This is a genomic window from Paraglaciecola sp. G1-13 (genome assembly GCF_055809255.1).
Window position 1 is genome coordinate 2,068,226 of sequence record NZ_CM147903.1, and the last position, 25,612, is coordinate 2,093,837.

21 protein-coding genes are annotated in these 25,612 nt (G+C 42.9%); 13 read left to right on the forward strand and 8 right to left on the reverse strand.

Annotated elements, in window-relative coordinates; translation table 11 throughout:
• Positions 1-2: 2 nt before the first annotated feature.
• Complete coding sequence (gene rfbB, locus AC0L6N_RS08685) at positions 3-1,094, reverse strand: dTDP-glucose 4,6-dehydratase (RefSeq protein ID WP_473480539.1); 1,092 nt, start codon at positions 1,092-1,094, stop codon at positions 3-5.
• Between the two features lie 51 nt (positions 1,095-1,145).
• Positions 1,146-2,102, reverse strand: a complete 957-nt coding sequence (rluC, locus tag AC0L6N_RS08690) for a 23S rRNA pseudouridine(955/2504/2580) synthase RluC (RefSeq protein WP_473480541.1) — start codon at positions 2,100-2,102, stop codon at positions 1,146-1,148.
• A gap of 574 nt (positions 2,103-2,676) precedes the next feature.
• On the opposite strand from rluC, the gene rne reads away from it, so the two are divergent.
• From rne to AC0L6N_RS08715, 5 genes are all read left to right on the forward strand, one after another.
• Positions 2,677-5,841: a ribonuclease E gene (gene rne / locus AC0L6N_RS08695; RefSeq protein WP_473481292.1), complete on the forward strand. Its 3,165-nt coding sequence runs from the start codon at positions 2,677-2,679 to the stop codon at positions 5,839-5,841.
• A gap of 182 nt (positions 5,842-6,023) precedes the next feature.
• Entirely contained in the window at positions 6,024-7,331 is a 1,308-nt protein-coding gene (locus AC0L6N_RS08700; RefSeq protein ID WP_473480543.1) for a DEAD/DEAH box helicase, read from the forward strand.
• A 131-nt stretch (positions 7,332-7,462) separates the two neighbouring features.
• Complete coding sequence (locus AC0L6N_RS08705) at positions 7,463-10,054, forward strand: intermembrane phospholipid transport YdbH family protein (RefSeq protein ID WP_473480545.1); 2,592 nt, start codon at positions 7,463-7,465, stop codon at positions 10,052-10,054.
• 2 nt (positions 10,055-10,056) lie between these two features.
• On the forward strand, positions 10,057-10,230 hold the full coding sequence (locus AC0L6N_RS08710; protein ID WP_011574942.1) for a YnbE family lipoprotein: 174 nt from the start codon (positions 10,057-10,059) through the stop codon (positions 10,228-10,230).
• 9 nt (positions 10,231-10,239) lie between these two features.
• Positions 10,240-10,569: a YdbL family probable chaperone protein gene (locus AC0L6N_RS08715; RefSeq protein WP_473480547.1), complete on the forward strand. Its 330-nt coding sequence runs from the start codon at positions 10,240-10,242 to the stop codon at positions 10,567-10,569.
• Positions 10,570-10,665: 96 nt separating this feature from the next.
• Here AC0L6N_RS08715 and AC0L6N_RS08720 read toward each other — a convergent pair whose 3' ends face one another.
• From AC0L6N_RS08720 to AC0L6N_RS08730, 3 genes are all read right to left on the reverse strand, one after another.
• The gene (locus AC0L6N_RS08720; RefSeq protein WP_011574944.1) at positions 10,666-11,430 is read right to left on the reverse strand and encodes an SDR family oxidoreductase; all 765 of its coding nucleotides are present in this window, start codon (positions 11,428-11,430) and stop codon (positions 10,666-10,668) included.
• Positions 11,431-11,457: 27 nt separating this feature from the next.
• Complete coding sequence (locus tag AC0L6N_RS08725) at positions 11,458-12,222, reverse strand: SDR family NAD(P)-dependent oxidoreductase (protein ID WP_473480549.1); 765 nt, start codon at positions 12,220-12,222, stop codon at positions 11,458-11,460.
• A 157-nt stretch (positions 12,223-12,379) separates the two neighbouring features.
• Positions 12,380-14,185, reverse strand: a complete 1,806-nt coding sequence (locus tag AC0L6N_RS08730) for an acyl-CoA dehydrogenase (protein ID WP_473480551.1) — start codon at positions 14,183-14,185, stop codon at positions 12,380-12,382.
• A gap of 225 nt (positions 14,186-14,410) precedes the next feature.
• Between AC0L6N_RS08730 and AC0L6N_RS08735 the strand changes: the two genes are divergently transcribed.
• Both AC0L6N_RS08735 and AC0L6N_RS08740 read left to right on the forward strand, forming a co-directional pair.
• Positions 14,411-15,385 carry a GlxA family transcriptional regulator gene (locus tag AC0L6N_RS08735; protein WP_473480553.1) on the forward strand — a complete coding sequence of 325 codons (975 nt, stop codon included), beginning with the start codon at positions 14,411-14,413 and terminating at the stop codon, positions 15,383-15,385.
• 580 nt (positions 15,386-15,965) lie between these two features.
• Entirely contained in the window at positions 15,966-16,274 is a 309-nt protein-coding gene (locus AC0L6N_RS08740) for an isoamylase early set domain-containing protein (protein WP_473480555.1), read from the forward strand.
• Positions 16,275-16,330: 56 nt separating this feature from the next.
• Here AC0L6N_RS08740 and AC0L6N_RS08745 read toward each other — a convergent pair whose 3' ends face one another.
• From AC0L6N_RS08745 to AC0L6N_RS08755, 3 genes are all read right to left on the reverse strand, one after another.
• Positions 16,331-18,289: a beta-galactosidase gene (locus AC0L6N_RS08745; RefSeq protein WP_473480557.1), complete on the reverse strand. Its 1,959-nt coding sequence runs from the start codon at positions 18,287-18,289 to the stop codon at positions 16,331-16,333.
• Positions 18,290-18,618: 329 nt separating this feature from the next.
• On the reverse strand, positions 18,619-19,545 hold the full coding sequence (locus tag AC0L6N_RS08750) for an electron transfer flavoprotein subunit alpha/FixB family protein (protein ID WP_473480559.1): 927 nt from the start codon (positions 19,543-19,545) through the stop codon (positions 18,619-18,621).
• Positions 19,545-20,294, reverse strand: coding sequence for an electron transfer flavoprotein subunit beta/FixA family protein (locus AC0L6N_RS08755; RefSeq protein ID WP_473480561.1), 750 nt, complete (start codon positions 20,292-20,294; stop codon positions 19,545-19,547). Before AC0L6N_RS08755 ends, AC0L6N_RS08750 begins: the two co-directional genes overlap by 1 nt.
• Before the next feature lie 428 nt (positions 20,295-20,722).
• Here AC0L6N_RS08755 and AC0L6N_RS08760 point away from each other — a divergent pair, with 428 nt between their 5' ends.
• The 6 genes from AC0L6N_RS08760 (at position 20,723) to fur (ending at position 25,323) form a co-directional block, all read left to right on the forward strand.
• A complete protein-coding gene (locus AC0L6N_RS08760; protein WP_473480563.1) occupies positions 20,723-22,372 on the forward strand; it encodes an electron transfer flavoprotein-ubiquinone oxidoreductase in 1,650 nt (549 codons plus the stop codon).
• 181 nt (positions 22,373-22,553) lie between these two features.
• On the forward strand, positions 22,554-22,955 hold the full coding sequence (locus tag AC0L6N_RS08765) for an H-NS histone family protein (RefSeq protein ID WP_473480565.1): 402 nt from the start codon (positions 22,554-22,556) through the stop codon (positions 22,953-22,955).
• A gap of 111 nt (positions 22,956-23,066) precedes the next feature.
• Entirely contained in the window at positions 23,067-23,825 is a 759-nt protein-coding gene (locus AC0L6N_RS08770) for an alpha/beta fold hydrolase (RefSeq protein ID WP_473481294.1), read from the forward strand.
• Positions 23,826-23,886: 61 nt separating this feature from the next.
• On the forward strand, positions 23,887-24,099 hold the full coding sequence (locus AC0L6N_RS08775) for a DUF2788 domain-containing protein (protein ID WP_006993318.1): 213 nt from the start codon (positions 23,887-23,889) through the stop codon (positions 24,097-24,099).
• A gap of 54 nt (positions 24,100-24,153) precedes the next feature.
• The gene (fldA, locus tag AC0L6N_RS08780; protein WP_011574955.1) at positions 24,154-24,678 is read left to right on the forward strand and encodes a flavodoxin FldA; all 525 of its coding nucleotides are present in this window, start codon (positions 24,154-24,156) and stop codon (positions 24,676-24,678) included.
• A gap of 222 nt (positions 24,679-24,900) precedes the next feature.
• The gene (gene fur / locus AC0L6N_RS08785; protein WP_011574956.1) at positions 24,901-25,323 is read left to right on the forward strand and encodes a ferric iron uptake transcriptional regulator; all 423 of its coding nucleotides are present in this window, start codon (positions 24,901-24,903) and stop codon (positions 25,321-25,323) included.
• Positions 25,324-25,612: the final 289 nt, after the last annotated feature.

Genomic DNA, 25,612 nt, shown 5'->3' on the forward strand with positions numbered 1-25,612 from the left:
GTTTACTCCCCTTCGCCTAAACGGCCTAGTTTATACTTCCCTGATAACACTCGCTGCCACCATGATTCATTGGAAAGATACCATTGCACCGTCTTTCGCATACCTGATACGAAGTCTTCTTCTGGTTTCCACCCTAACGCTTTTTGAATATGACTCGCATCGATGGCATAACGAGCATCGTGCCCTGGCCGGTCTTTCACAAATGTAATTAAATCAGCGTAGGCTGAAATATCTGCTGCTCTTTGTTGCGGGGCTAACTCATCAAGCAACGCACAAATAGTACGTACTACATCTAAATTACGCTTTTCATTATGGCCGCCTATATTGAACGTCTCTCCTACTCTCCCAGATTTAACCACTAGACATAACGCACGGGCGTGATCTTCAACAAACAACCAGTCACGAATTTGACTGCCATCACCATATACAGGTAGAGGTTTACCGGCCAGCGCATTTAGAATGACATGTGGGACTAACTTTTCGGGAAAATGATAAGGGCCGTAATTATTAGAGCAATTTGTGATTACCGTCGGTAAACCATAAGTGCGCTGCCAGCTTCTGACCAAATGATCTGAACTCGCTTTACTTGCCGAATAAGGAGAGCTGGGTGCATAGGGGGTGTTTTCTGTAAATAAAGGCAATTCACCGCCTCCAGAGACTTCGTCCGGGTGAGGTAAGTCTCCATAGACTTCATCGGTAGAAATATGATGAAAAATAAACTGCCCTTTGCGCTCTTCTGGCAAATCCTGCCAATACGCGCGAGCGGCGTCTAATAGTGTATAAGTGCCGACCACATTGGTTTGAATAAAGGCACCCGGCCCATCAATAGAGCGGTCAACGTGTGATTCGGCTGCTAAATGCATCACCGCATCAGGTTGGTGTATATTGAATACACGTTTAATTTCTGCTGCATCACAAATATCTACTTGCTCAAAACGATATCTGTCGCTGTGTAATTCTTGGGGAATGGACTCTGTGTTTCCTGCGTACGTCAATACATCAACATTAATCACACTGTCTTGCGTGTTGGCTAATAGATGCCTGACGACAGCACTGCCGATAAAGCCGGCTCCACCGGTAACGAGTATTTTCATGTAAAACTAAACCCTTTTTTTAATTCTAAAATAGACATCTTGTCTTTGTTTTTAACTACGCATTTCCAACACGCTTAACGCTCTGTTTAATTGCTTATCGAGTGGGGCTTGAAAACTGACTCTGTCTTCAGTCTTAGGGTGAATAAACGCTAAGGAGTACGCATGCAAGAATAAACGCTTCAACCCTTTTTGATTCATCAGCCCAGTAAACTCTGCATCACCATATTTGTCATCGCAAGCAATGGGATGACCTGCATGCAAGCAATGCACACGTATTTGGTGGGTACGGCCTGTAATAGGTGAGGCTTCAACAAGTGTGGCGCCTACAAATCTATCGAGCACTCGAAAACGTGTTTCAGACGGTTTACCTTCAGTATCTACCGACACTAAACGTTCACCCGATTTAAGAATGTTTTTTAACAATGGTGCATTGACTTTATAACGATTTTCGGGCCACTCACCTACTACTAATGCTTGATAGCGCTTATCCATTTTTTTATCACGAAGTTGCTCATGCAAGTTTTTAAGTGCTGAGCGTTTCTTAGCAATCACTAAACAACCTGATGTGTCTCGGTCTAAACGATGAACTAATTCTAAGAATCGCGCTTGAGGGCGCAATGCACGAAGCGCTTCAATCACCCCGAAGCTCAAACCACTGCCTCCATGCACTGCCATTCCTGACGGTTTGTTTAACACGATAAGTAAATCATCTTCGAACAAAATATGAGACTCAAGGGAAGCCACTTTGTCCAATTTAGTGGAAGGCGCCTCATTGGGCTCAGACACACGTATGGGCGGAATGCGTAATTGGTCATGGGCTTGAAGCTTATATTCAGGCTTAACGCGCTTTTTATTAACCCTAATTTCGCCCTTACGCACGATGCGATAAATAAGGCTCTTAGGTACCCCTTTGAGTAAGGTACGTAAAAAATTATCGATGCGCTGACCCTCTAGGTCGGGCTCGATATCGATAAACTGGACTTTCTGAAATGTAGTATCTGTGATCATTAGAGTATTATAACTGGAAGCCCCCCATGTATGACCAGCACTTTATTCGCTTGCCAGCGTTTAGATTTTAATGTGATAATGCGCCAGTCTTGCTATAGGCACACGCCGAACAAGACAAACAGATGTAATAATCCGTTCTGGTAGCAGTGCGATACAAATAAGTCGTTAAATACTGCCCTATCAATCGCGAAGTGAGTAACTTTTCGTGGATTAGATAAAACAGAACCAAGACATCAGCGATGATAAATAACTATTTGATCGCGGCCGATGTAAAGAATGTAATTGAATTGACAACATACTGGGTTTGTTATGCCCATTTTTTTCAACGCATAACCACCGAGTATTAACCGTTTTAAGAAACGAATTTATATAAGTCAGGAAATGCCGAAACTGACACCCAAATGGGAAGTATTTAATACATATATGCGTTAAATAACGCATAAGGTACTTAGGCAGAAACTTAAAATTAGTTAGATACAGCCGCGAGGCTGCATGACAGAAAATTGTCGAAACTCAACGCATGTCTTTCATCCGTGGCGATCGGTACACCACCGAGTCAATAAGAATGAAAAGAATGTTAATCAATGCAACGCAGCAAGAAGAATTGCGTGTTGCCCTCGTCGATGGTCAAAAGCTTTACGATTTAGACATTGAAAGCCCTGGTCACGAACAGAAAAAAGCCAATATATATAAAGGTACAATTACCCGCGTAGAGCCTAGTCTAGAAGCAGCTTTCGTGGATTACGGCGCAGAGCGTCACGGGTTCCTACCTCTTAAAGAAATCGCCCGCACCTATTTTCCTCAAGGTTATAAATTTGAAGGCCGTCCGAATATTAAAGACGTCATCAAAGAAGGCCAGGAAGTTATTATTCAAATCGATAAAGAAGAGCGCGGCCAGAAAGGCGCTGCGTTAACCACTTTTATCAGTTTGGCAGGTAGCTACCTAGTATTGATGCCTAATAACCCAAGAGCCGGTGGTATCTCTCGTCGCATCGAAGGTGATGAACGTACGGATCTTAAACAAGCCCTAAGCAACCTTACGTTACCTGATGGAATGGGTTTAATTGTTCGTACCGCTGGTGTTGGTAAATCAGCTGAAGAATTACAATGGGATTTGAGTGTTTTATTAACCCATTGGACCGCTATTTCTGAAGCGGCGGATTCTCGCCCTGCTCCTTTCCTAATTCACCAAGAAAGCAATGTTATTGTACGCGCAATTCGCGACTACCTGCGTCGTGATATTGGCGAAATACTGATTGATAAAACCAGTATTTACGAGCAAGCCATGAAGCACATCGAGTTGGTTCGCCCTGATTTCGCGAATCGTGTGAAGCTATATCGTGGTGATGTGCCTTTATTCAGCCATTATCAAATTGAAAGCCAAATTGAATCTGCTTTTCAGCGTGAAGTGCGCTTGCCATCAGGTGGCTCAATCGTAATTGACCCAACCGAAGCCCTTACCTCAATTGATATTAACTCTGCCCGCGCTACCAAAGGCAGTGATATCGAAGAGACTGCATTTAATACCAACCTTGAAGCCGCTGATGAAATTGCCCGTCAGTTACGTTTGCGTGATTTAGGTGGTTTGGTGGTCATTGACTTTATTGACATGACGCCTGTACGTCACCAACGTGAAGTGGAAAACCGCATGAAAGACGCGGTAAGACACGACCGTGCTCGAGTGCAATTGGGTCGCATTTCTCGTTTCGGTTTACTTGAAATGTCACGTCAACGCTTACGCCCATCACTAGGGGACTCTGCCCACAATGTGTGCCCACGTTGTAGTGGTCACGGTACCGTGCGTGGGACTGAATCGTTAGCATTATCAGTACTGCGTATCATGGAAGAGGAAAGCATTAAGGACAACACAGGGCAAATCGAAGCCCAGTTACCTGTTAATGTGGCCACTTACCTGTTGAATGAAAAACGTGGCGCGGTTGCTGGCGTTGAAAAACGTCATAAAGTGCAATTGGTCATTATTCCAAATCCGAACATGGAAACCCCTCACTACAACGTTGCTCGTCGTCGCCCTGATGATGCTATTCATGACATGAGCTATAACGTTGAGTTAATGAAAAACGAAGATACCGAAGCAGATAAAGCCGTAACGGCCACACCTGTTAAGGAACAACCTATGCTACAGAGCTTCGTCTCGCCTGCTAAGGCTGCAGCTGTTCAACCTGAAACACCCAAAAAGGCTGATGTTGAAAGCGTGTCGTTGCTCTCAAAAATTGCTAGTTGGTTGAAGTCGTTATTCGCGCCAGCGCCACAACCTGAGCCAGAGCCTGAAGTTAAACCTCAGCGTAAGCCGCAACAACGTCGCAATAGAAACAATCCTCGCCGCAGTAAGCAAGGTGACAATCGTTCAGATAATCGCGATGACAACCGCTCTTCAAGCAAGGACGACAATCGTTCAGACAACCGCGATGGCAATGAAAAGCCGAATAATCGTAAGCCTCGTCGCAATGATACTCGTAAACCTCGAAATGATAACAAGTCGCCAAAAGAGGCAACTAACACCACCACTGAGCAAAAGAAAGATCAAAAGCCAGCAGCTCCTCAAAAAGAAGTAAAAGAGCACAAGGTTGCTGAGCGTCGTAAACGTCGTGATAACAGACGTAGCGTGCGTGTAGATGATAGTAAAGAGCAAACAGCTAAGGCTAAAACTCACACTAACAATGCTGATATCGCTGCGACCAACAATCATAACGCTCAAGCTGCCGTTGAAGTCGACAGCAAAGTTGCCGCAGTCATTGAGCAAACCGCTACACAGGACACTCCTGCTACCGCGGAAACTCAGGCTCCTGTTGCCGTATCTGCACAAGATATTGAATCACCGAAAAAGTCTAAGATGAAGGCGGAAGAGAAGCGCGCTCAAGAGTCTTCTCACGAGACCCATGAAGACCCAGCTAAACCAGAGTCAATGGATAACACCGGTAACGATAAAGGTGAAAACTCGACTCAGCGTACACGCAGTCGTCGTTCACCTCGTCACATTCGTGCTGCAGGCCAAAAGCGTCGTAAAGATGAGGAAGCTCAGGCAACACAGGTGACCGATAACGAGCAAAGCGCTAAGCAAGATGAGTTACAATTTGATGCACCACAGGCTGAAGCAGCGCCAGTGCAAACTGAACAAGCCATCAAAGAAAATGCTGTGCCTGTAACGGACACAGTTTCTGAGGTTGCTATCAGTGCTGATGTGACTCAACAAGCACCGGCTCAAGGCGACTTGTTAACTCAACCAGAGGACACTATTTCCAAAGGTGAAGAAGTCGCTGAAGCGCCTGAGGTCACGGCAGTTCAATCTATTGATGAGCAACCTGTCATCGCAAACGATACTAGCGTGGAAAGTAACGCACCTGTTGAATACGCAAAGGTTGAAACTGCAGCACCCGAAGTAGACGCGGTTGCAATTGCCCCTGAAGCAGATGAAGTCATTGTGAAAACGACACCGTCAGCTCCAGAAAAGCGTGAAGAGAAATCTAAACCTACGAATAAGCCAAAAGCGAAAAAAGCGGTGGCAAAATCAACTCAGGTTAGCGCTAGCGATACTAAGGCACGTGCTTCACACCCAATGGCTACGCCAGCCAGTGTTGAGCATGAGTTCAACACGTTAAACATTGGTTCGCTAAGTGATGATGCACGACCGTCTGTAAATGCTTCTGGAAGATCAGCTGCTATGGTGGCTGCATCAACTCGTTCCGGGGCACCGGCTACGAGACCCGCATCACAAGACTAAAATTGTCAGACGCGTAAGCGTTCAATAGTGTCAATATAAAACCGCTGTCAGCATAGCTAACAGCGGTTTTTTTATATTCTCGATTGCTAATCACGGGATATACTGTATCCTCCCGCCCTCTCTATAATGCTTGAAAAAGCAGCATAGAATTTGATAATTAATTCACGACCAGCGAGTAAAATATGAGTTTTGCCGATTTAGGCTTATCCCCCGCAATTTTGTCTGCCGTTACAGCGAAAGGCTACACAGACCCATCTCCAATTCAAGCACAAGCCATACCTGCCATATTAGAAGGCAAGGACATCATGGCAGCAGCACAAACCGGTACAGGTAAAACAGCGGGCTTTACTCTGCCTTTACTCGAATTGCTGAATCGTGGAACACATGCACGTGGAAACCAAGCTCGTGCATTAGTGTTAACTCCTACGCGTGAACTTGCAGCGCAAGTCGCTGCTAGTGTGGTTGACTATGGCAAGGATCTTCCATTGCGCTCAGCTGTTGTGTTTGGTGGTGTTGGCATCAACCCACAGATGATTAAGTTGCGCAAAGGCGTCGATATTCTAGTCGCCACACCGGGGCGCTTGCTTGACCTGTATAACCAGAATGCGGTTAGATTTGACGATTTAGAAATTTTGGTGCTGGATGAAGCGGACCGTATGCTAGATATGGGCTTTATTCACGACATCAAAAAAGTGCTAAAGCTGCTACCAACGAAACGTCAAAACTTACTTTTTTCAGCCACCTTTTCAGATGATATACGTGCATTAGCGAAAGGGCTTGTGAATAACCCAGTCGAAGTATCTGTTTCCCCGCCTAATACAACAGTAGAAGCCGTGGAACAGTTTGTGTGCCCCGTTGATAAGAATCAAAAGACACCCGCTTTGATTCGCATGATTAAAGACAATGATTGGCAACAAGTGTTGGTATTTAGCCGCACCAAACATGGTGCGAATCGGATCGCCAAGCAACTTGAAGCGCGTGGAATCACCTCAGCCGCTATTCACGGTAACAAAAGCCAAGGCGCTCGTACAAAAGCGCTGGCCGAGTTTAAAAGCGGTAAAGTGCGTGCATTAGTGGCGACCGATATTGCCGCTCGTGGTCTAGATATCAGTCAATTACCCCAGGTAGTCAACTATGACCTACCCAATGTAGCAGAAGATTACGTTCACCGTATCGGTCGCACAGGGCGTGCTGGTGCAAGTGGACAAGCTATTTCACTTGTCACCGCGGATGAGTTTTCCTTGCTGGCTGATATTGAACGTTTTACTAAGCAAATCATTCCACGCAAGGGGATTGAAGGGTTTGAGCCTGCTCATGCATTACCTGAATCAAGATTAGATTCGCGCCCCATTAAACCTAAAAAGCCTAAAAAGCCTCGAGTACAACACCGAGATGGCCAACGTTCTGGTGATAATGCTCGTGGGCACCACTCTGGTAACCGCCGGGGTAATGGGCCTAAAAATGCCAGCCCTCGCCGCTCAGCGTCTTAATCGTTAAATAGAGTATTCATCCTCTGCGTTTTATCGTGTTTCGGGTAAAGCGCAGAAATTTTTCTTAGATTAATATCTGCATTTTTTGTTACTGTACTAGCCTTGATTCGCTTCTTGCTAGGCTGTTCTCAGTGGGTAAACTGTTTTCTCAAAAGCGCTACGCTGTTCCGCTCCTTTCTTTTGTTATATTGTTCATCATTGTCGCTACAACGTATTTTTTCAGAAACGCAATTAGCATCTTTTTCATAGAGCACTACGCTCGTGATCAACACATCACTGTGAACTGCCTATCGTTTGATATTGATAGCCAATTGAATATCGAATTGGAAGAGTTGTGCTTACAAGCTCCGGGGATAAAAGCTAAAATCGAGGACGCGCTATTCTCGTACCCAAAAAATACACTTTATACTTCATCGCTGATTGTTCATCACATTTCGAGTAAAAGCGCTGATAAACCCTCATCTAATATCGCACCCATAGACATAACCAGCTGGAAACTACCAGTTAACTTCCCCAAAGTAACCATTGATGAAGTCACGATTAACAGCGATGTACTAAAAGAGTCACTGACCTTTAGCCTTATTCAACCAACACCCGATTCTTTGAAATTCGAAGGTGATATTCAAGCAACGCTTTATTTGACAACAACTGATGATGAAAGTGAGCAAAGCGCTATTACGGCTGATATCGAATGGGTGCTATCTGAAGTCATCGGTCTCGTTAGCCTTAATGAAACGCAACTGGCGGATCTCAAGCCTTTGCTAAATCAAACTTCTTTTATGAATACTCAGATCAGTACTCATCTCAGATTTGACGGTAACCAGCTTTCCTCAAAACATAGTCTTAATACCTCTTTTCATTACAATCACAATTCGTGTTCAATACAGTCTGAAATCGATGGGCTTGTGGTTGCTGATATTTCACTGTTAACCCAACAACTCAGTTTAGATGTTTCTGCTTTAGACAACCGTATTGTATTCGGTGACGACTGTCTGGCATTGCTGCCGCAGGTGCCGATTAAGTTACCTAACGTGTTTTCACTCACATCATCAACACCTATGTTAGTCACACTCAATGATGCAGTGGTTCCTTTCTTGTCACTCACTGATGAAAACAAAGCATTAGCGCTAACGCTAATTGATACAGGCATTTCGTTTCCAAATGAAAAATCGCCCATTCATATTGAAAGTAGGCTTACCCTAAAAGGGCAACTGAATTTAAAAAAACACGTAAAACCGAGTGAAAATTTAGCCAAGCAATCACCTCTGCCACCAATAACGCTATCTCATAGTGCGTACGTAGAAGTAAATGGCCGAGATTGGTCATTAAGTCAAATTGATGGAGTCATTGAGGCCGAAAATTTTTCACAGGCAGGTTTTACCAATAATACGTTTTCGATGAGCGCCAGTGGATCTGTGTCTTCGCGAAGAGGAATTGCATTGCAATTAACAGCAAATGCAAATGGTTTACGTTATTTGAGTCCAGAGGAGGCGAGCATCCCTATCACGATAAAATCAGTTCAGGCCGCCCTCACCCTATCCGGGGAAACTATAAACAATGTTTCTGTGATGTCTGATGTCACCTCGTCGCAAATCAAACGAGATGCTGTATTGGTAAACAAACTAACGAATCATCTAACCGGTAATGTATCTGATTTTAATCGTCTTGACTTTAGCGGTGACTCGATACTCAGTGGCATCGCTATTAATGTATCTGCGAAGCAGTATCTAACTTTTTCGAGCATTGATGTACGACATGACATTACAGCACAGCGCAGCTCTAGCACATTAAATAGCCAGCATGATGTGTCAATAGAAAAGTCCTTGCAGTTTAAACTCGGCCAATCTGGACAGCAGCTTAATCTAATGATGCGCCAGCAATCCATAGACAGCTTGCAAGCAGTCGCTAGCCGGTTTTTGCCGAAGCTTATACTGCAAGATGGTACATTGGATATTGATGCTCAGATGAAGTCAGATGGTCAAGATTTACAGGCATCTATCGAACTTGTTAACGCAGAGATAAAATACGCAGACTTCAGTGCCAGCGGTATTGCAACTCACAGTAACGTATATTCTGATTCAGCGGGTCTTCAGCTTGATGACGCTAGGTTAACTATACTGAATGCGAATACTGGGGTACCTATCTGTAATATTGCTTTGGACTACTCAATCAAAAACAACAGTCTTAAAGTCGACAAAGCGACGGGTAACGTATTAGGTGGTAACTTCATATTAGGCGGTTTCTGGTTAGACAAGCGCAACCAAAACGCTCAGCTCACCATGAACAATATTGACTTAGCCGAAATTGTTGAATTACAGCAACAAAGTGGTATTGATGTGACTGGCTCTGTTAGTGGGATATTGCCTTTGACGTTAGAAGACGGCAAAGTGAATATCGATAACGGCCTTTTAAAGAGTGACAGTGCTGGTGCCCTTAAAATTGATGGCAACCCCGCATTTGATTCCATTGCCCAACAACAAACCGAGTTGCTTTATTTGAAAGATCTAGAGTTTGAAAAACTAAGTAGTAAAGTGAAGTTAAATTCCGATGGATTATTGCTTTTGGATTTCTCTATATTAGGAAAAAATCCAACGCAACAACAAGCAGTTAATTTTAATTACCACCACGAGGAAAATATTCTAACCTTGATGCGTTCTTTAAGATTAACTGACTCGGTACAGAGTCAAATTGAACATAACATTAAAAAAGGTGGTGAAGAGTGAAAATGTATTGGCTAATGGCGGCCTTGTTACCGTTGAGCGCTTGTACTCATAAAGTGCAAGTAGAAACGAAAGAACCCATTACTATCAACATTAATGTAAAGATAGATCACGAAATACGTGTGAAAGTTGATAAAGAGTTAGATGACTTATTCAGCGATGACAGTGAATTATTTTAAGGAGTGAACATGAAAACGAACCTATTACCTACATTGCTAGCAGCATCGTCCTTACTATTCGCCAGTATGAGCTTTGCAATAGAATTGGATGACGCTAAAGCACAAGGTTTGGTTGGCGAGCAAACAGACGGTTATCTTGGCGCAGTAGTCAGTAAGCCTGACGTGATTTCTTTGATCAAAGAAGTAAACGACAAACGAAAGCAAAAGTATGCGCAATTAGCCACTAAGAATAACCTTACTCTTGAGCAAGTTGAAAAATTAGCTGCGAAGAAAGCCTATGAAAAAACCGACACTGGGCATTTTGTGTTGGTTAACGGTGCATGGGTTAAAAAGCCGTAAATAACAAATCTCATTGATTCAGCATAAAAAGCCGCCAGTGTATTCGTTACACTGACGGCTTCATTTCTATTTACGGGCAACACGCTTTTAAATAGTTTAGGCTAAGTACCCTCCGTCCACTGTGACTGTTGTACCTGTCGTGTATGAAGATGCATCAGATACCAGGTACAATACGGTTCCAGCCATTTCGTCAGGCTGAGCAACACGTCCTAATGGGATCGTCATCAAAGCTTGTTTAAGAATTTTGTCATTGGATGTCAAAGCCGATGCGAATTTCGTTTCGGTTAAACCAGGCAGTAATGCGTTCACTCGAATGTTTAGCGAGCCGCACTCTTTTGCAAATGCCTTAGTCATGCTGATCACCGCAGCTTTCGTTACAGAATAAATTCCCTGCATATTGCCTGGAGAAATACCGTTGATCGATGCTGTATTGAGGATAACCCCGCCACCCTGCTCTTTCATTATGTTTCCGGCGGCGATAGACATAAAGAAATAGCCTCTAATGTTCACATCTACCGTCTTTTCATAAGCCGCCAAGTCAGTATCTAATATATGACCGAAATATGGATTAGCTGCAGCGTTATTCACTAATATATCCAATTGCCCAAAGTCTTTCTTGATAGCGTCAAACGTGGCGTCTATTTGCGCCATTTCACCTACATGACATGCCATCGCAGTAGCTTTACCACCTGAATCGCGAATGCTTTTAGCAACCGCTTCACAACCGTCTAACTTGCGGCTTGATACAATCACATGTGCGCCGTAGGTGGCCAGTAATCTAGCAATAGACTCACCGATACCCCGGCTTGCACCGGTTACCAGGGCAACTTTGCCAGTTAGATCAAATAATTCTGTTTTCATTTATTGTCCTTAAGTATTAATAACACGTTACGCAGTCATACCACCGTCGAGTACTACGGTATGGCCGGTCATAAAACTTGACTCTGCTGTACATAACCAAGCAATCGCGCCAGCCACTTCTTGTGGCTCTCCAAGGCGTTTCATTGGATTAGCCTTGACGAGTGCTTTTTGCCCACGTTCATCTAATTTAGACAAAACATTTTCCACCATAGGGGTGCGAATGAAGCTGGGGCAGACAGCATTAAAACGTATATTGTGCCGGGCATATTCCACCGCTGCTGACTTGGTTAAACCCACCACTGCATGTTTCGCTGCGCTATAGGCCGATAGCGTGGGAGCGGCGCGAATACCTGCCACAGATGAGATATTGATCACATGGCCACCGCCATTTTGCATCATATGAGCCAATGCCTGTTTCATGCAAAACCACACACCATTCACATTCACCGCGATGTTTTTATGAAAGGTAGCGTCGTCTATTTCCAGCATAAATTTAGGATCGTGATCAATGCCAGCATTGTTTATCAACACATCGATATTACCTAATTCATCAATGGCCGAATCAAAAAGTGCCGCAACGGATGCACTTTCGCTGACATCTACTTTAACAAAACGCGCTTGACCGCCTTCATCACAGATGCGTTGAACCAGAGCATTGCCATCGACGTCGTTTAGATCTCCCAGTGTGATACTGGCCCCTCGTTTACTCAGTAACAAAGCAGACTCGGCCCCAATTCCTGAGGCCCCACCTGTAATTAATATATGCTTTCCAGCAACACTGTTGTCACTCATTAGCTGTATTCCACCTTATACTCAAATTCGTTTGTACCTCTGGGGTTTTTAACAAGCGCAATTCAGAAATAGGGATAGATAATTGGATCCGCGCTTCGCCAATTAAAGCGCTCTTATTCCATATTAAACGCTGCTACCCATCCCTAATTAATATAATTTAAAACCAAGTTTCTTGCATCGCACTGCAGCTGTCACTCATGCTGCTTAACACTTTAAAATCCCGGTCCGTCAATGGTAATTCCCAATCAAGGAAATACTTCGCAGCTTGTAATTTTCCGCGATAAAATGCTTCATCATCCTGTGATACCGCATTTTTATTAAGTGCTTCTTCTGACGTAATTGCCTGCCTAATCCACATCCAACTGACAACTACTTGGCCAAATATGGTTAAGAAGCAACTCGCATTGGCTAGCAGTGCATTTTGGTTTTCACCTGCTAACTCCGCGCCTATGACAGGAATAAGCTTTTGCAGTTTTAATAAGTAAGGTTGAAGCTCAGCGATAAGCTGTTTGCTCACTGGGTGTTGAGCTTTAGCGAAGTCTTCGCCCATGACTTTTTGTAATTGCACTAAACCAGCGCCATCTGCCTGCCACAATTTACGTGTCATCAGATCTAACGCTTGAATACCGTTCGTCCCCTCATGAATCGGATTTAAACGGTTATCGCGCCAGCACTGCTCTACTGGATATTCTCTGGTATAGCCTGAGCCGCCCAGAATTTGAATTGCTAAATCATTAGCTTTCGGGCCGAATTCGCTGGGCCATGCTTTCACCACAGGGGTTAACAGATCAAGCAGCTCAGCTGTCCTCTGTTTCGCCTCTGGTGTTTCTGCTATATGCAGTTCGTCAACTAGTCTGGAAGCATAAAAACACAATGACATAGCACCTTCGACATATGACTTTTGCGCTAATAGCATGCGCTTTACATCACCATGTTTAATGATAGTGGCTGGTTTGTCGGTCGGTTTGTTGTTTGGCGCAACACGCCCCTGTGTTCTTTCTTTAGCGTAGCCCAACGAGTAACGATAGCCTGAATACCCAAGCATAGCGGCACCAAAACCAACACCAATTCGCGCTTCGTTCATCATCAAGAACATATACTTAAGGCCTTGATGCGCTTCGCCTACTAAGTAGCCGTGGCAATCGTCTTTTTCGCCGAACGATAAGACGGTAGAAGTAGTGCCTCGATACCCCATCTTATGAATAAGTCCTGCCAATGAGACATCATTACGCTGTGCTGGCTCGCCGTTTTCATCGAGACGAAATTTTGGCACCACAAAAAGTGAAATACCCTTAACACCCGCAGGCGCGCCTTGAATCTTTGCTAGCACCAAATGCACAATGTTGTCAGATAATTCATGATCACCCGCCGAAATGAACATCTTACTGCCCTTAATACGATACGTACCATCATCAGCCGGCTTTGCATTTGTGGTTATATCAGCAAGAGAAGAACCGGCATGTGGCTCAGTTAACGCCATAGTCCCAGTAAACTCACCTGTAAGCATACGCGGCATAAACTTATCTTTAATACTCTGCTCAGCAAAGTTCTTGATCACGTTGGCTGCTGCAACTGTCAAGAATGAGTAAGATGTGCTGGAGGGGTTCGACGCGGTAAAGTAACTTGAACACGCCATCATAATAGTTTCTGGCAGTTGCATACCGCCATCATCAAAATCGAAACGGCCGGCAATTAACCCTGATTCTGCGTAGGCATCGAACGCCTCCTTTACTTCAGGGATCATGTGAACTTTCTCACCATCAAAGGTCGGCTCATTGAGGTCAGCCTTTCGATTATGTGGTGCAAACTTTTCCCGTGCGATTTTCTCCGCGGTGTCCATGACTGCATCGAACGTATCTTTGTTGTGTTCACTGAATCGCTCTTTATCACACAAGGACTCTGTATCGAGCAACTCGTACAATTGAAATGCTAGTTCTTTACGACTGACTAATTCTTCACTCATTTTACCCACACCTTCTCTGATTAACTTGCCGCTTACGCCAAACATATAAGTATTTGTTGATATGTTTCGACTCTTATAAAGGCAACATTCTTTTAACGGTGCTTAGCTTCGCAGATAAAAGTCAGGCGATTAATTGTCATATATGACATAATAATGGTCGTATATGACAGATATAACGCTCCGTGATACGCGCTAAAAACACGGGTTTATAGAGAGGGCGAATTAGTGTACAAAGTGACTATTTTGGGATTCGATCAAGCCTACGCTAGTGCTATCACTGGGGTGCTAGATATATTTGGTTTAGCAGGTATTACTTGGCAGCGGATGCAGGGATTACCCATCAAACCGCTGTTTGATGTTCAAATAGCCTCGTTATGCCAAAAGCAGGTTAAATGTATTAATCAGCTTGAATTGAATGCCCATGTGTCAATAGAAAGTGTAGACAAAACTGATCTCCTCCTTATTCCTACCATTGGTGGTGATCCCATTGATGTCCTTAAAAATAATGTTGAACTCTTAGCCCATATAAGAAAACACCACGCTTTAGGAGCAGATATCGCGAGTAACTGCAGTGGCGCTTTTTTTTTAGCTCAGGCAGGAATACTTGACAAGCGTATGGCAACAACACATTGGGGCTACGCAGACTTATTTAGGCAGCTATATCCCAATGTTAATTTGCAAATCGATAGAATGATCACCGAGCAAGACAACATTTTTTGTTCAGGCGGAGGAATGGCGTGGTTTGATTTAGCACTCTTATTGATCGAGCGTTACGCTGGCCATGATATCGCGACCACAACAGCCAAGGCTCACGTTATCGATTTATCTCGTGGGGACCAATCTGCTTACGCTTCTTTGCGCACTAAGAAATACCATCAGGATGTGGAAATTCTCGCTGTACAACAATGGCTTGAGGAGAATTTCGCGCAAAAAATTGTGGTAGACACCTTGTGCGAAAAAGTAAATTTAACATCTCGTACTTTTGTTCGCCGCTTTAAGCGCGCAACGGAACAATCCCCCCTAGCCTACTTGCAAGGTGTGAGAGTTGAAGCAGCGAAAAAGCATTTAGAAGCATCTGCTCATAGCGTAGAGCGCATTGTGAATCTCGTGGGTTACGATGATTTGAGCTCATTCACCCGACTTTTCAAAAAACACACTGGTTTGTCTCCCAGCCAATACGGGAAGAAATTTAGACGTTGAGCCTGTACGTTTAACAGCTGATAACTATCAGGGTATATTTCACATCATAAAGCTTAGCAACGGTGAATTAGCTAACGTAAATCATATTGAGCACAGTTTATGCTTAGTAAAAGCTATTGAGCTGAGTATTAAACACAATACCTAGCTGATTTGCCAAATAATGCGCTGTTAAACTAAAGAAAATCATGCGCATCAAATAGTTACAAGAGTGGTGCTGAATTTTTGTCCTTATGTCGTCAATGGCTAAAATAAGAAAAACAAATGATATGCATCAATTTAGGGCAAGTTATGTGCGCTAAAATAGAGATGCATATCTAAAATGCGCGTTTTAGTCTCTAGTAAGGATTGTCATAACGAGCTATTTGAAGATGATAGTGGTTTAGGATGTGCTATTAAATAACACGCTATTCCGCTGCGGTAATAATGCGCGATGACGAAGTTTAATAGTTTAGTCAAACACTATAAGAGTTTAAGAATTTTAGGATTATTTCGTAGTTTTATTACAAATTATTATAAAATTACGGCTAATTGGTGTATAAATGCACAAAATCTGTTCTTTAATTACGTTTGAGAGGAAATTATGGCTTTTAAGAAACAATATTTAAAATCGAAACCCGTTTGTAAGGTCACATTTAAAATCAGCAAGGAAGAGGCTAAAGCAGCAGATTCTGTCAGTATCGTGGGTGACTTCAATGGTTGGGATAAGAAAGCTACTGTTATGAAGAAGCTTAAGAATGGTAGTTTCTCTGCAGCCATGGACCTGCCCATTGAGAAAGAATATCAGTTTCGTTACTTGTTAGACGGTAAAGCGTATGAGAATGACTGGCAGGCTGATGCTTATGCCATGTCTCCGATGTCTAATGAAGAAAACTCGGTTATCAAGCTTTAAAATGGCTTGGGTGCTCTGCATTTTGAATGATTTGCAGAGCCCCCAATTTTAAAGATTTAGTCGAGTGTTGTAAAAGATACGCCTGGGTAGGTTGTACCACTCCATTCTACGTCTTGCTGATTAAAGTTCAGCACAAGGGTTGTTTCACCACGTCGACTCAATCTCATGCCTTTAGGCAATGTGAAGGTTTCAATACCTACTTCACCTAATGCCGACTTGAAAATACTCTTTATTAAAGCCCCTGATAAAGCGCCAATAACGCTCACATTATCTTTTTTGGTCACCGCAGCAAGTCCTGCCATGGGACCGTTTACATACGTGTGTGTGGCATCCGCACCGGTTAATTCATAGCTCTCACACCAAAGTTTTGCAAAAAATTCCGCACTCGTTTCACTCTGTTCAATTGATTGGGAAAGCGTTGGGCGCAATGAATCAAAATTTGCTAATTTGATACCTACCAAATCTTCTATTAATTGAAATTGTCCTTTTTCTGCTACTCGGCCTGTATCATTACGAAATGCGGTGCGAGGCCCAAAAATAATAGGGCTATTTTTAGCACTTTGGCTCAAATAAGACGCTATTTCTGATGTCATGATAGTCAGCGCAGGCGCAACAACTAAAGCATACTCCTTGTCCGCAAGTTGTTCAGGATGAATAATGTCTACGTCTACCCCTAACTCACGAAGTGCGCTGTAAAACATCATAAACTGATGCCAATAATTTAGATCTTTATTGTGAGGTTGAAGGTTGTAAGCCCACAAGCTGTTGTAATCATGAAGCACAGCAACTCGAGCGTTCACTTTCTCCAGTGCAAACTGAGCAGTATCGAAGTCTTTAACTTCTTGGTACCCCCGGTCAGCCCGCCCATCTTGTTGTAATAAACCTGAATGCATAATTTCTTGTGCCATATGGCTTGCGCGCCATCTAAAATAGGTCACTGAACTCGCACCATGGGCCCAGGCTTGGGCGGTCCAAAGCTGCACTGCCCCTTTAGCCGGCAACGGATTATACTGCGCCCAGTTGGCATGACCGCACTGTTGTTCCATTACCCAGAAATCTCTGCCGCCTTTAATTCCGCGATATAGATCATGATTAAAACTCACTAGATCAGGGTGACCGGTCCGAGCAAACTCCGACTTTGTTTGTTCAGTTTCCCACGTGGCAAAAAATTCTAACATGCCGATCGGGTAACTATCCCAAGCGACAAAATCCAAATTTTTGGCGACTTTGTATAAATCGAACTCTTGAGCGAAAATGACAAAATTGTGAGTCAAAAAGCGATGAGGAGAAAGTGCTCTAAGTACATCGATTTGAACTTGTTGAAATTCTTCAATCATATCAGAGCAAAAGCGTTGATAATCCAATGCTTGAGATGGATTTGGTTGACGTACAGCAGTCAAATTAGGCGGACAAATCTGTTGCCACTGTGAGTAGTCTTGGCTCCAAAATGCACAACCCCATGCCTCATTCAATGCATCTAAGGTTTCATATCGAGCTTCAAGCCATTTTGGGAAACGCTCAGCACTCGCACCACCGTAAGATACTGCTGTCCCTTCGTGGCCAAGTTCATTGTCAGTTTGCCAACCAATCACATCAGTGTGCTGACCATAACGCTGAGCCATAAGGGTTGTAATACGTTTACATTCTTGGCGATAAATATCGCTGGCATGGTCATAATGGCGACGAGAGCCAAACTTCATGGTTTGGCCTTGCGCATCAACTGCTAGCATTTCCGGATACTTCTGAACTAACCATGCAGGGGGAGTTGCAGTTGGCGTGCACATAACAATTTTCAGGCCCTGTGAAACATAAATCTCAATCGCATCATCAAGCCATTGCCAATCAAATATGCCGTCGCTAGGTTCAATTTTAGCCCACGAAAACTCTGCTAGACGTACATATTGCAAGCCCATAGCCTTTTGTTGTTCTGCATGGGTTTTCCATTCACTAGCCGGAACGTGCTCCGGATAGTCGCACACTCCTAGTGCAAGAACGTTGTTTGATGTTGCGACCATAGTGACGCCTCCATAATTTTATTTGTATGATAAATATGATTTGAGGAAATTAAACACTTGTCGTACTCAACGCAAAGAATTTTTTGTCTTGTACCTTTGTTCGATGATTAATTAACCTAACGCCTAAATGCTTGCTCATGTTTAGAGTGAACTCAGGTATTCAGGATAATGAATGTAAGTAAGCGAGCTTATTGCTATTTAATAAGCATGACCTTTAGTGGTCATTCTACGAAGGACTGCAAAGCAGTAATGTAACGAAGACATCCACGAACAGCAGATAAAAAAATGCCGCTTATATAAAGCGGCATTCGAATGATAAAGGGTATTGCTTACAACGCTGCTTCTAGTTCAGGAAGAACGTCAAACAAATCACCGACTAAACCGTAATCAGCCACCTGGAATATTGGTGCTTCTTCGTCTTTATTAATAGCAACGATGACTTTAGAGTCTTTCATACCGGCTAAATGCTGGATTGCACCAGATATGCCAACAGCGATATAAAGCTGGGGTGCGACAATTTTACCCGTTTGACCAACTTGCATATCGTTTGGCACAAACCCAGCATCAACCGCAGCTCGTGATGCGCCCATCGCTGCACCAAGTTTATCTGCTATGCCATCAAGCAATTTGAAGTTATCACCGTTTTGCATACCACGCCCGCCCGAGATAACAACGTCAGCAGCTGTGAGCTCTGGACGCTCAGATTTGGTTAATTCAGCACTAACAAAGGAAGAAATGCTTGATGACTTCACTAAGTCTATAGCTTCTATCGGTGCAGAATTGCCCGTAGCATTTGCATCAAATGTTGAAGTACGCACTGTTAGCACTTTTATGTTATCACTTGATTGCACTGTCGCGATCGCATTACCCGCATAGATAGGACGTACAAACGTATCACTACTTTGTACACCAATAACATCTGATAATTGTGCTACGTCGAGCAAGGCGGCAACACGAGGCATAAAGTTTTTGCCCGTTGTGGTCGCGGCACAAACAATGTGGCTGTAGTCTTTACCCATTTCGGCAACCAAGTCAGCGACATTTTCTGCTAGTTGATGCTCATAGGCGGCGTTGTCTGCTAGTAGTACTTTTGTGATGCCATCTACTTCACTTGCTTGATTAGCCACATCAGCACAGTTAGACCCAACAACCAAAAGATGGAGTTCATCTCCCATCTTGCTCGCAGCATTGGCAAGTTTGAGTGTTTCAGACTTCAACTGGCTGTTGTCGTGCTCAGCATAAATAAGAATTGCCATTAGATCACCTTCGCTTCGTTTTTCAATTTATCAACCAATTCAGCTACATCAGCTACTTTCACGCCACCAGAACGTTGTGCAGGTGGCTCCACTTTGAGCACCTTCACATTCGAGCTTAATTCAACGCCGAAATCAGCGGCTACTTTTACTTCAAGGGGTTTACGCTTGGCTTTCATAATATTAGGCAAAGACGCGTAGCGCGGTTCATTTAAGCGCAAATCAGTGGTAACAACCGCTGGTAAGTTAAGCTCTACTGTCTGTAGACCGCCGTCAATTTCGCGGGTTACTTTCACCTTACCTGCATCGATATTCACTTCTGATGCAAACGTGCCCTGAGGCATACCAGTAAGCGCTGCTAACATCTGACCTGTTTGGTTATTATCTGAGTCAATAGACTGCTTACCTAGAATAACTAAGTCAGGGGCCTCTTCTTCAACCACCTTCTTAAGTAGTTTTGCTATTTGCAATGAATCCAAAGACTCGTTGGTATCAATTTGCAGACCGCGATCGGCACCGAGCGCAAGAGCGGTTCTAATTTGTTCTTGGCAAGACTTATCACCGATGGAAACAACCACTATTTCAGTTGCAACACCTTTTTCTTTCAGTCTGACTGCTTCTTCAACCGCGATTTCACAGAATGGGTTGATGGACATTTTGGCGTTGGTTAAATCAACTGCACTGTGATCGGCTTTAACTCGCACTTTCACGTTGTAATCGATTGCGCGTTTTACCGGCACTAATATTTTCATTTTCACCTCATTTGACAGGCGTTTAAGCAACAAAAATGTAATTAACATTACATTTACGGAATACATTCAATTTACGTTCTGTTGACGTACACGTCAACCCGCCCCTTTGTCGAACAAATGATCTAAAGCAATATATCCCCCTTTTGAAAGACAATGAGGATGATTTAGCCAACACTTAGATTGTAAAATAGGCAGTTGAAAGATTGGTTTTGAAGTAAAAGGGTTTCTACAGCATTCAGTATTTGTAGTCTGTGGCCCGAGCCGTAAGGCCGCATAAACGTGGCTTATAGAAAATATATATACAAATAAGTTGCGCTTTGTCGGCGCTATACGTAAAACATCTGCCAACTAAATTGTAAAATTTGTGTGACGAGTAAACACAAACGCATTTTTTTAATTAATACATATTTATAAAGAAGGAGATACTGGTGGAACGAGAATCGATGGAGTTTGATGTTGTGATAGTCGGTGCTGGTCCAGCTGGGCTCTCTACCGCATGTAAATTGATGCAATTGGCACAGGAAAAAGACCAAGAACTTATGGTCTGTGTTGTTGAAAAAGGCTCTGAAGTGGGCGCACACATATTATCTGGTGCAGTATTTGAAACACGTGCCATGGATGAGTTGTTTCCAGATTGGCAATCAATGGGGGCGCCTATTACGACCCCAGTCAAAGAAGATCATATTTATTATTTACGCAGCGAAGAAAAGGCCACTAAATTACCCAATATCATGACGCCGAAAACCATGCACAACGAAGGCAATTATATTGTCAGTATGGGTAATGTCACTCGCTGGTTAGCTGAGCAAGCAGAGTCCCTTGGCGTTGAAGTGTTTCCGGGATTCGCAGCAGCAGAAGTTATCTACAATGATGATGGCAGTGTTGGTGGGGTGCTAACCGGTGATATGGGCATAGGGCATAATGGTGAGCATAAAGATGGTTATATGCCTGGTATGGAACTTCGTGCCAAATACACAGTGTTCGCAGAAGGCTGCCGTGGTCATCTAGGCAAAGAACTCATCGCGAAATTTGAACTGGATAAAGGCAAGTCCCCACAGCATTATGCTATTGGTTTTAAAGAAATTTGGGATATTGAACCAAGTAAGCATCAAGAAGGCTTAGTTGTTCACAGTGCGGGGTGGCCGTTAACCGAAGCGTCAGGCGGTTCTTATTTATATCATGCTGAAAATAACCAAGTATTTGTCGGATTAATCGTTGACCTCAACTATAGCAATACGCACTTGAGCCCGTTCGATGAATTCCAGCGCATGAAACACCACCCCGTATTTAAACAATACTTAGAAGGTGGCAAACGCGTGAGCTATGGCGCAAGGGCCATTGCCAAGGGCGGGTATAATTCATTACCTAAGATGTCCTTGCCGGGTGCCTTAGTGGTAGGTTGCGATGCGGGTACATTGAATTTTGCAAAGATTAAAGGCAATCACACGGCCATGAAATCCGGCATGTTGGCTGCTGAAACATTGATTAACGCATTAGGATCTGAAGACGCTGGCGGTAAGGATTTAGTCGATTACAGTAAGCGGTTCGAGGACTCTTGGGTCTACGATGAGCTATTCAGGTCGCGTAATTTTGGTGCTGCGCTACATAAATTTGGCACGTTTGGCGGCGGTGCTTATAACACCCTCGAGCAGAATATCTTTAATGGCAACATGTTCTTTAATTTGTCTGATAACGAGAAAGATCATGAACAACTTAAGCAGGCCAAAGACTGCCAGAAAATAGATTATCCAAAATATGACAGTGTGCTGAGTTTCGATAAGTTGTCCTCTGTATTTTTGTCAAACACCAATCATGAAGAGGATCAACCTTGTCATCTTAAATTAAAGGATAATGCTGTTCCAATTACCGTGAATTTACCTTTGTATGATGAACCCGCTCAGCGTTACTGCCCGGCCGGGGTATATGAAATCATAGATAATGAGCAAGGTGAAAAGGCATTGCAGATTAATGCCCAGAACTGCGTACATTGTAAAACCTGCGATATAAAAGACCCTACACAGAATATCCAATGGGTAGTACCAGAGGGTGCAGGCGGTCCTAATTACCCAAATATGTAATTAGTTTTAATGAATCTAAAAGGCGAATTTTATTTCGCCTTTTTTTCTTTTCAATTTTAAAACATTCGAATATTTAAGTTTTAAAACTATGAAAAATCATAAATTCCGATAAACTTATTGCTAACTATCACGTAAAAATATATGTTCAAACAAAATATACATTTAAATAAGAAGGGTAATTATGAGTGATTTTATTAGCATTTTGACTCATGGACGTCGATTACAAGGAGCGGTAAAGGAATTATCGGTAGAAGAATTAGAAACAGTCGCAGATAAACTCAATTCGATTATTGATAACCGTAAAGCGAAAGAATTAGAGCAGCAAGAAGCGGCCAAAGAGAAAAACGAAAAGCTAAATGAGATCCTAGCGCAATTAGAAGCAGCAGGACTTGATGTCAACGATTTACAAAAAGCTGAACCCGCGAAAAAATCAACTAAAGTGGGCAAAAAACGTCCAGTAAAATATATTTTAAAAGACAGCGCAGGTAATGAGCATAAATGGACTGGTATTGGTCGTATGCCTAAAGTTTTCAAAGCTGAACTTGATAATGGTAAATCACTAGATTCTTATCTAATAGACTAAGTGAATGAGTGGTCATTGAATTATGGCCGCTCTCCCCTCTTCTCTTCGCAGTACCACTAACCTTATTGATTAATAGGGGTCATTATTTCTATTTTAAATATTAACCACAGAATCGACCACGGTGAAAAAAATCAGCCTTGGTTATTATTAATACATGGTCTATTCGGCAGTTTAGATAACCTCGCTATGTTGCGCCGTAAATTAAGCCAAGATTTCAATATTCTATCTATTGATTTGCCGGATCATGGAAAGTCAGAGCACTCTGCGCAGTTTAGTTTTACTGGTTACGCGGATTCTATTATTGCTCTTTTAGCTCAGTTAAACATTTCACGTGTAAATGCAGTGGGCCACTCTTTAGGTGGAAAAGTCGCTATGCAAATGGCGCTGACTTATCCAGAAATTATTTCGACACTTACGGTGCTTGACATAGCACCAGTAGCGTATGAGCCAAGACACAGTAACGTTTTTAAATCTTTACTAAATGTAAAGCTTGAAAGCATTCAAGACCGCAAAGACGCTGATAAAATGATGAGCAAATTTGTCAATGAGGCTTCTGTTAGGCAGTTTTTATTAAAAAGCTTATACCAAGATACCAAAACACACTTTTGGCATTGGCGCTTTAATTTACCTCTATTGCATAGAGACTATTCATTGTTATCACAAGCGATTAGCAGTGACAGTCAATACACCAAACCCGTTTTATTTCTTAAAGGTGAACTGTCTGATTACTTAGTCGCAGAATACACCAAACAAACAACGGATTTATTCCCCAAAAGCCGCGTTAAAGTCGTTTCAGGGACTGGTCATTGGTTGCACGCTGAAAAACCGGCAGAGTGTGCGGATCACATACTCACATTTTTACGAAATTAGTTTTTTTCAAGGCTGCCTCAATATGCTAAAGTAGCGCCGCAATGAAATGTAGCGAGTTCCCATGTTAAGCGAAAATTATGAACAAATTGAAGCCATCGCCTTAGATTTGGCATTGGTTGGTTTATTCTTACTCATGGGCTTTGCGGTACATGATGTTTTGAAGAAGAATAACGTACCTATGATAGGTAGAGTTGTTGTTTATTTAGTCTTGTTTTTAGGTGCCGCAGGCTTTTTGTTTAAGGGCGTGGTGCAATTTTTCTGGCAAGCGAATTAATGGCTCTGGTGAATGACCAGACATGTATAACTAGATTTTGAGGTATTCAATACGATGGCGAGCGTAGGCCTATTTTTTGGTAGTGACACAGGTAACACTGAACATATTGCCAAGATGATTCAAAAAGAATTGGGCAAAGGCCTAATCGACGTACACGATATTGCCAAAAGCAGTAAAGAGGATATTGCCGAGTTTGATTTACTCATGTTTGGTATTCCTACTTGGTATTACGGCGAAGCGCAATGTGATTGGGATGACTTCTTCCCAGAGTTAGAAGAAATCGATTTCGCCGATAAACTGGTCGCGATTTTTGGTTGTGGCGACCAAGAGGATTACGCTGAGTACTTCTTAGACGCTATGGGTATGGTCAGGGATATCGTTGAAGCTAAAGGGGCTATTTTGATTGGTCAGTGGCCTACCGAGGGATACGATTTTGAAGCATCAAAAGGCATGGCTGATGATGACCACTTTGTCGGCCTTGGTATTGATGAAGATAGACAACCTGAATTGACCGAAAGCCGAGTAAAGGCTTGGTGCAAACAAATACACGAAGAAATGTGCTTAGCTGAACTGCAATAATTTCGGCAGTAACACCCTTCGTTATGAAAGGAGCGTGAGCTCCTTTTTTATGATTAAAGAGAAATCAAAACGTATTTTGGGGTCGGTTTTGAATATTAAATTAAGTAAAACGCCCTTTAATTGAACTGTTGAATTCGTAAGCGATGATATGACTGGATAACCGACGCTATAATCGGTACAGTTTATGATTACGTTGTTTACATCAAATGCTAAGTTGGATCTATGGACCAAAATAAAGAACTCAAAAAAGCGGGATTAAAAGTCACATTACCTCGTTTAAAAATCCTCGAAATACTACAAGATCCGAACAATCAACATATCAGTGCTGAAGATGTTTACAAGATCCTCATCGAACAAGACGAAGAAATCGGTTTGGCCACGGTATATCGTGTTTTAAACCAATTTGATGACGCTGGCATTCTAAACCGTCACCATTTTGAAGGCGGTAAATCTGTTTTTGAAATCAGTCATAAGAAACACCATGACCACCTCGTATGTTTAAATTGCGGTAAGGTTATTGAGTTCGAAGATGAAGTAATTGAAAAGCGTCAAGAAGAAGTTGCTAAACGCCACAACATGACGCTTATTCATCACAGCCTTTATCTGTACGGTGAGTGTCAAGATGATTGTGGCAACGACGAGTAAATAGTCTTTGCACAATATACCCGTTGAGACGCTAATCTAATATAGATGCGTACAACAATAGCCAAGATAGATATCACCCAAAATGTATATTCTATCTTGGCTTTTTATCCCCCAGCTTTTCCTTTATTCATTTTCTCCACTGCTAACACATCACATCACGTCTATACATATTTGCTTTTCAACGTGATGGTTTGAGTTGTGCTGGCGAGCAAGTATCTAACCCTGGTACGAAAACAACATTAGCCATGTTGTACCCCACCCTTTGAGATTAAATGAAGCACTGTGTCTG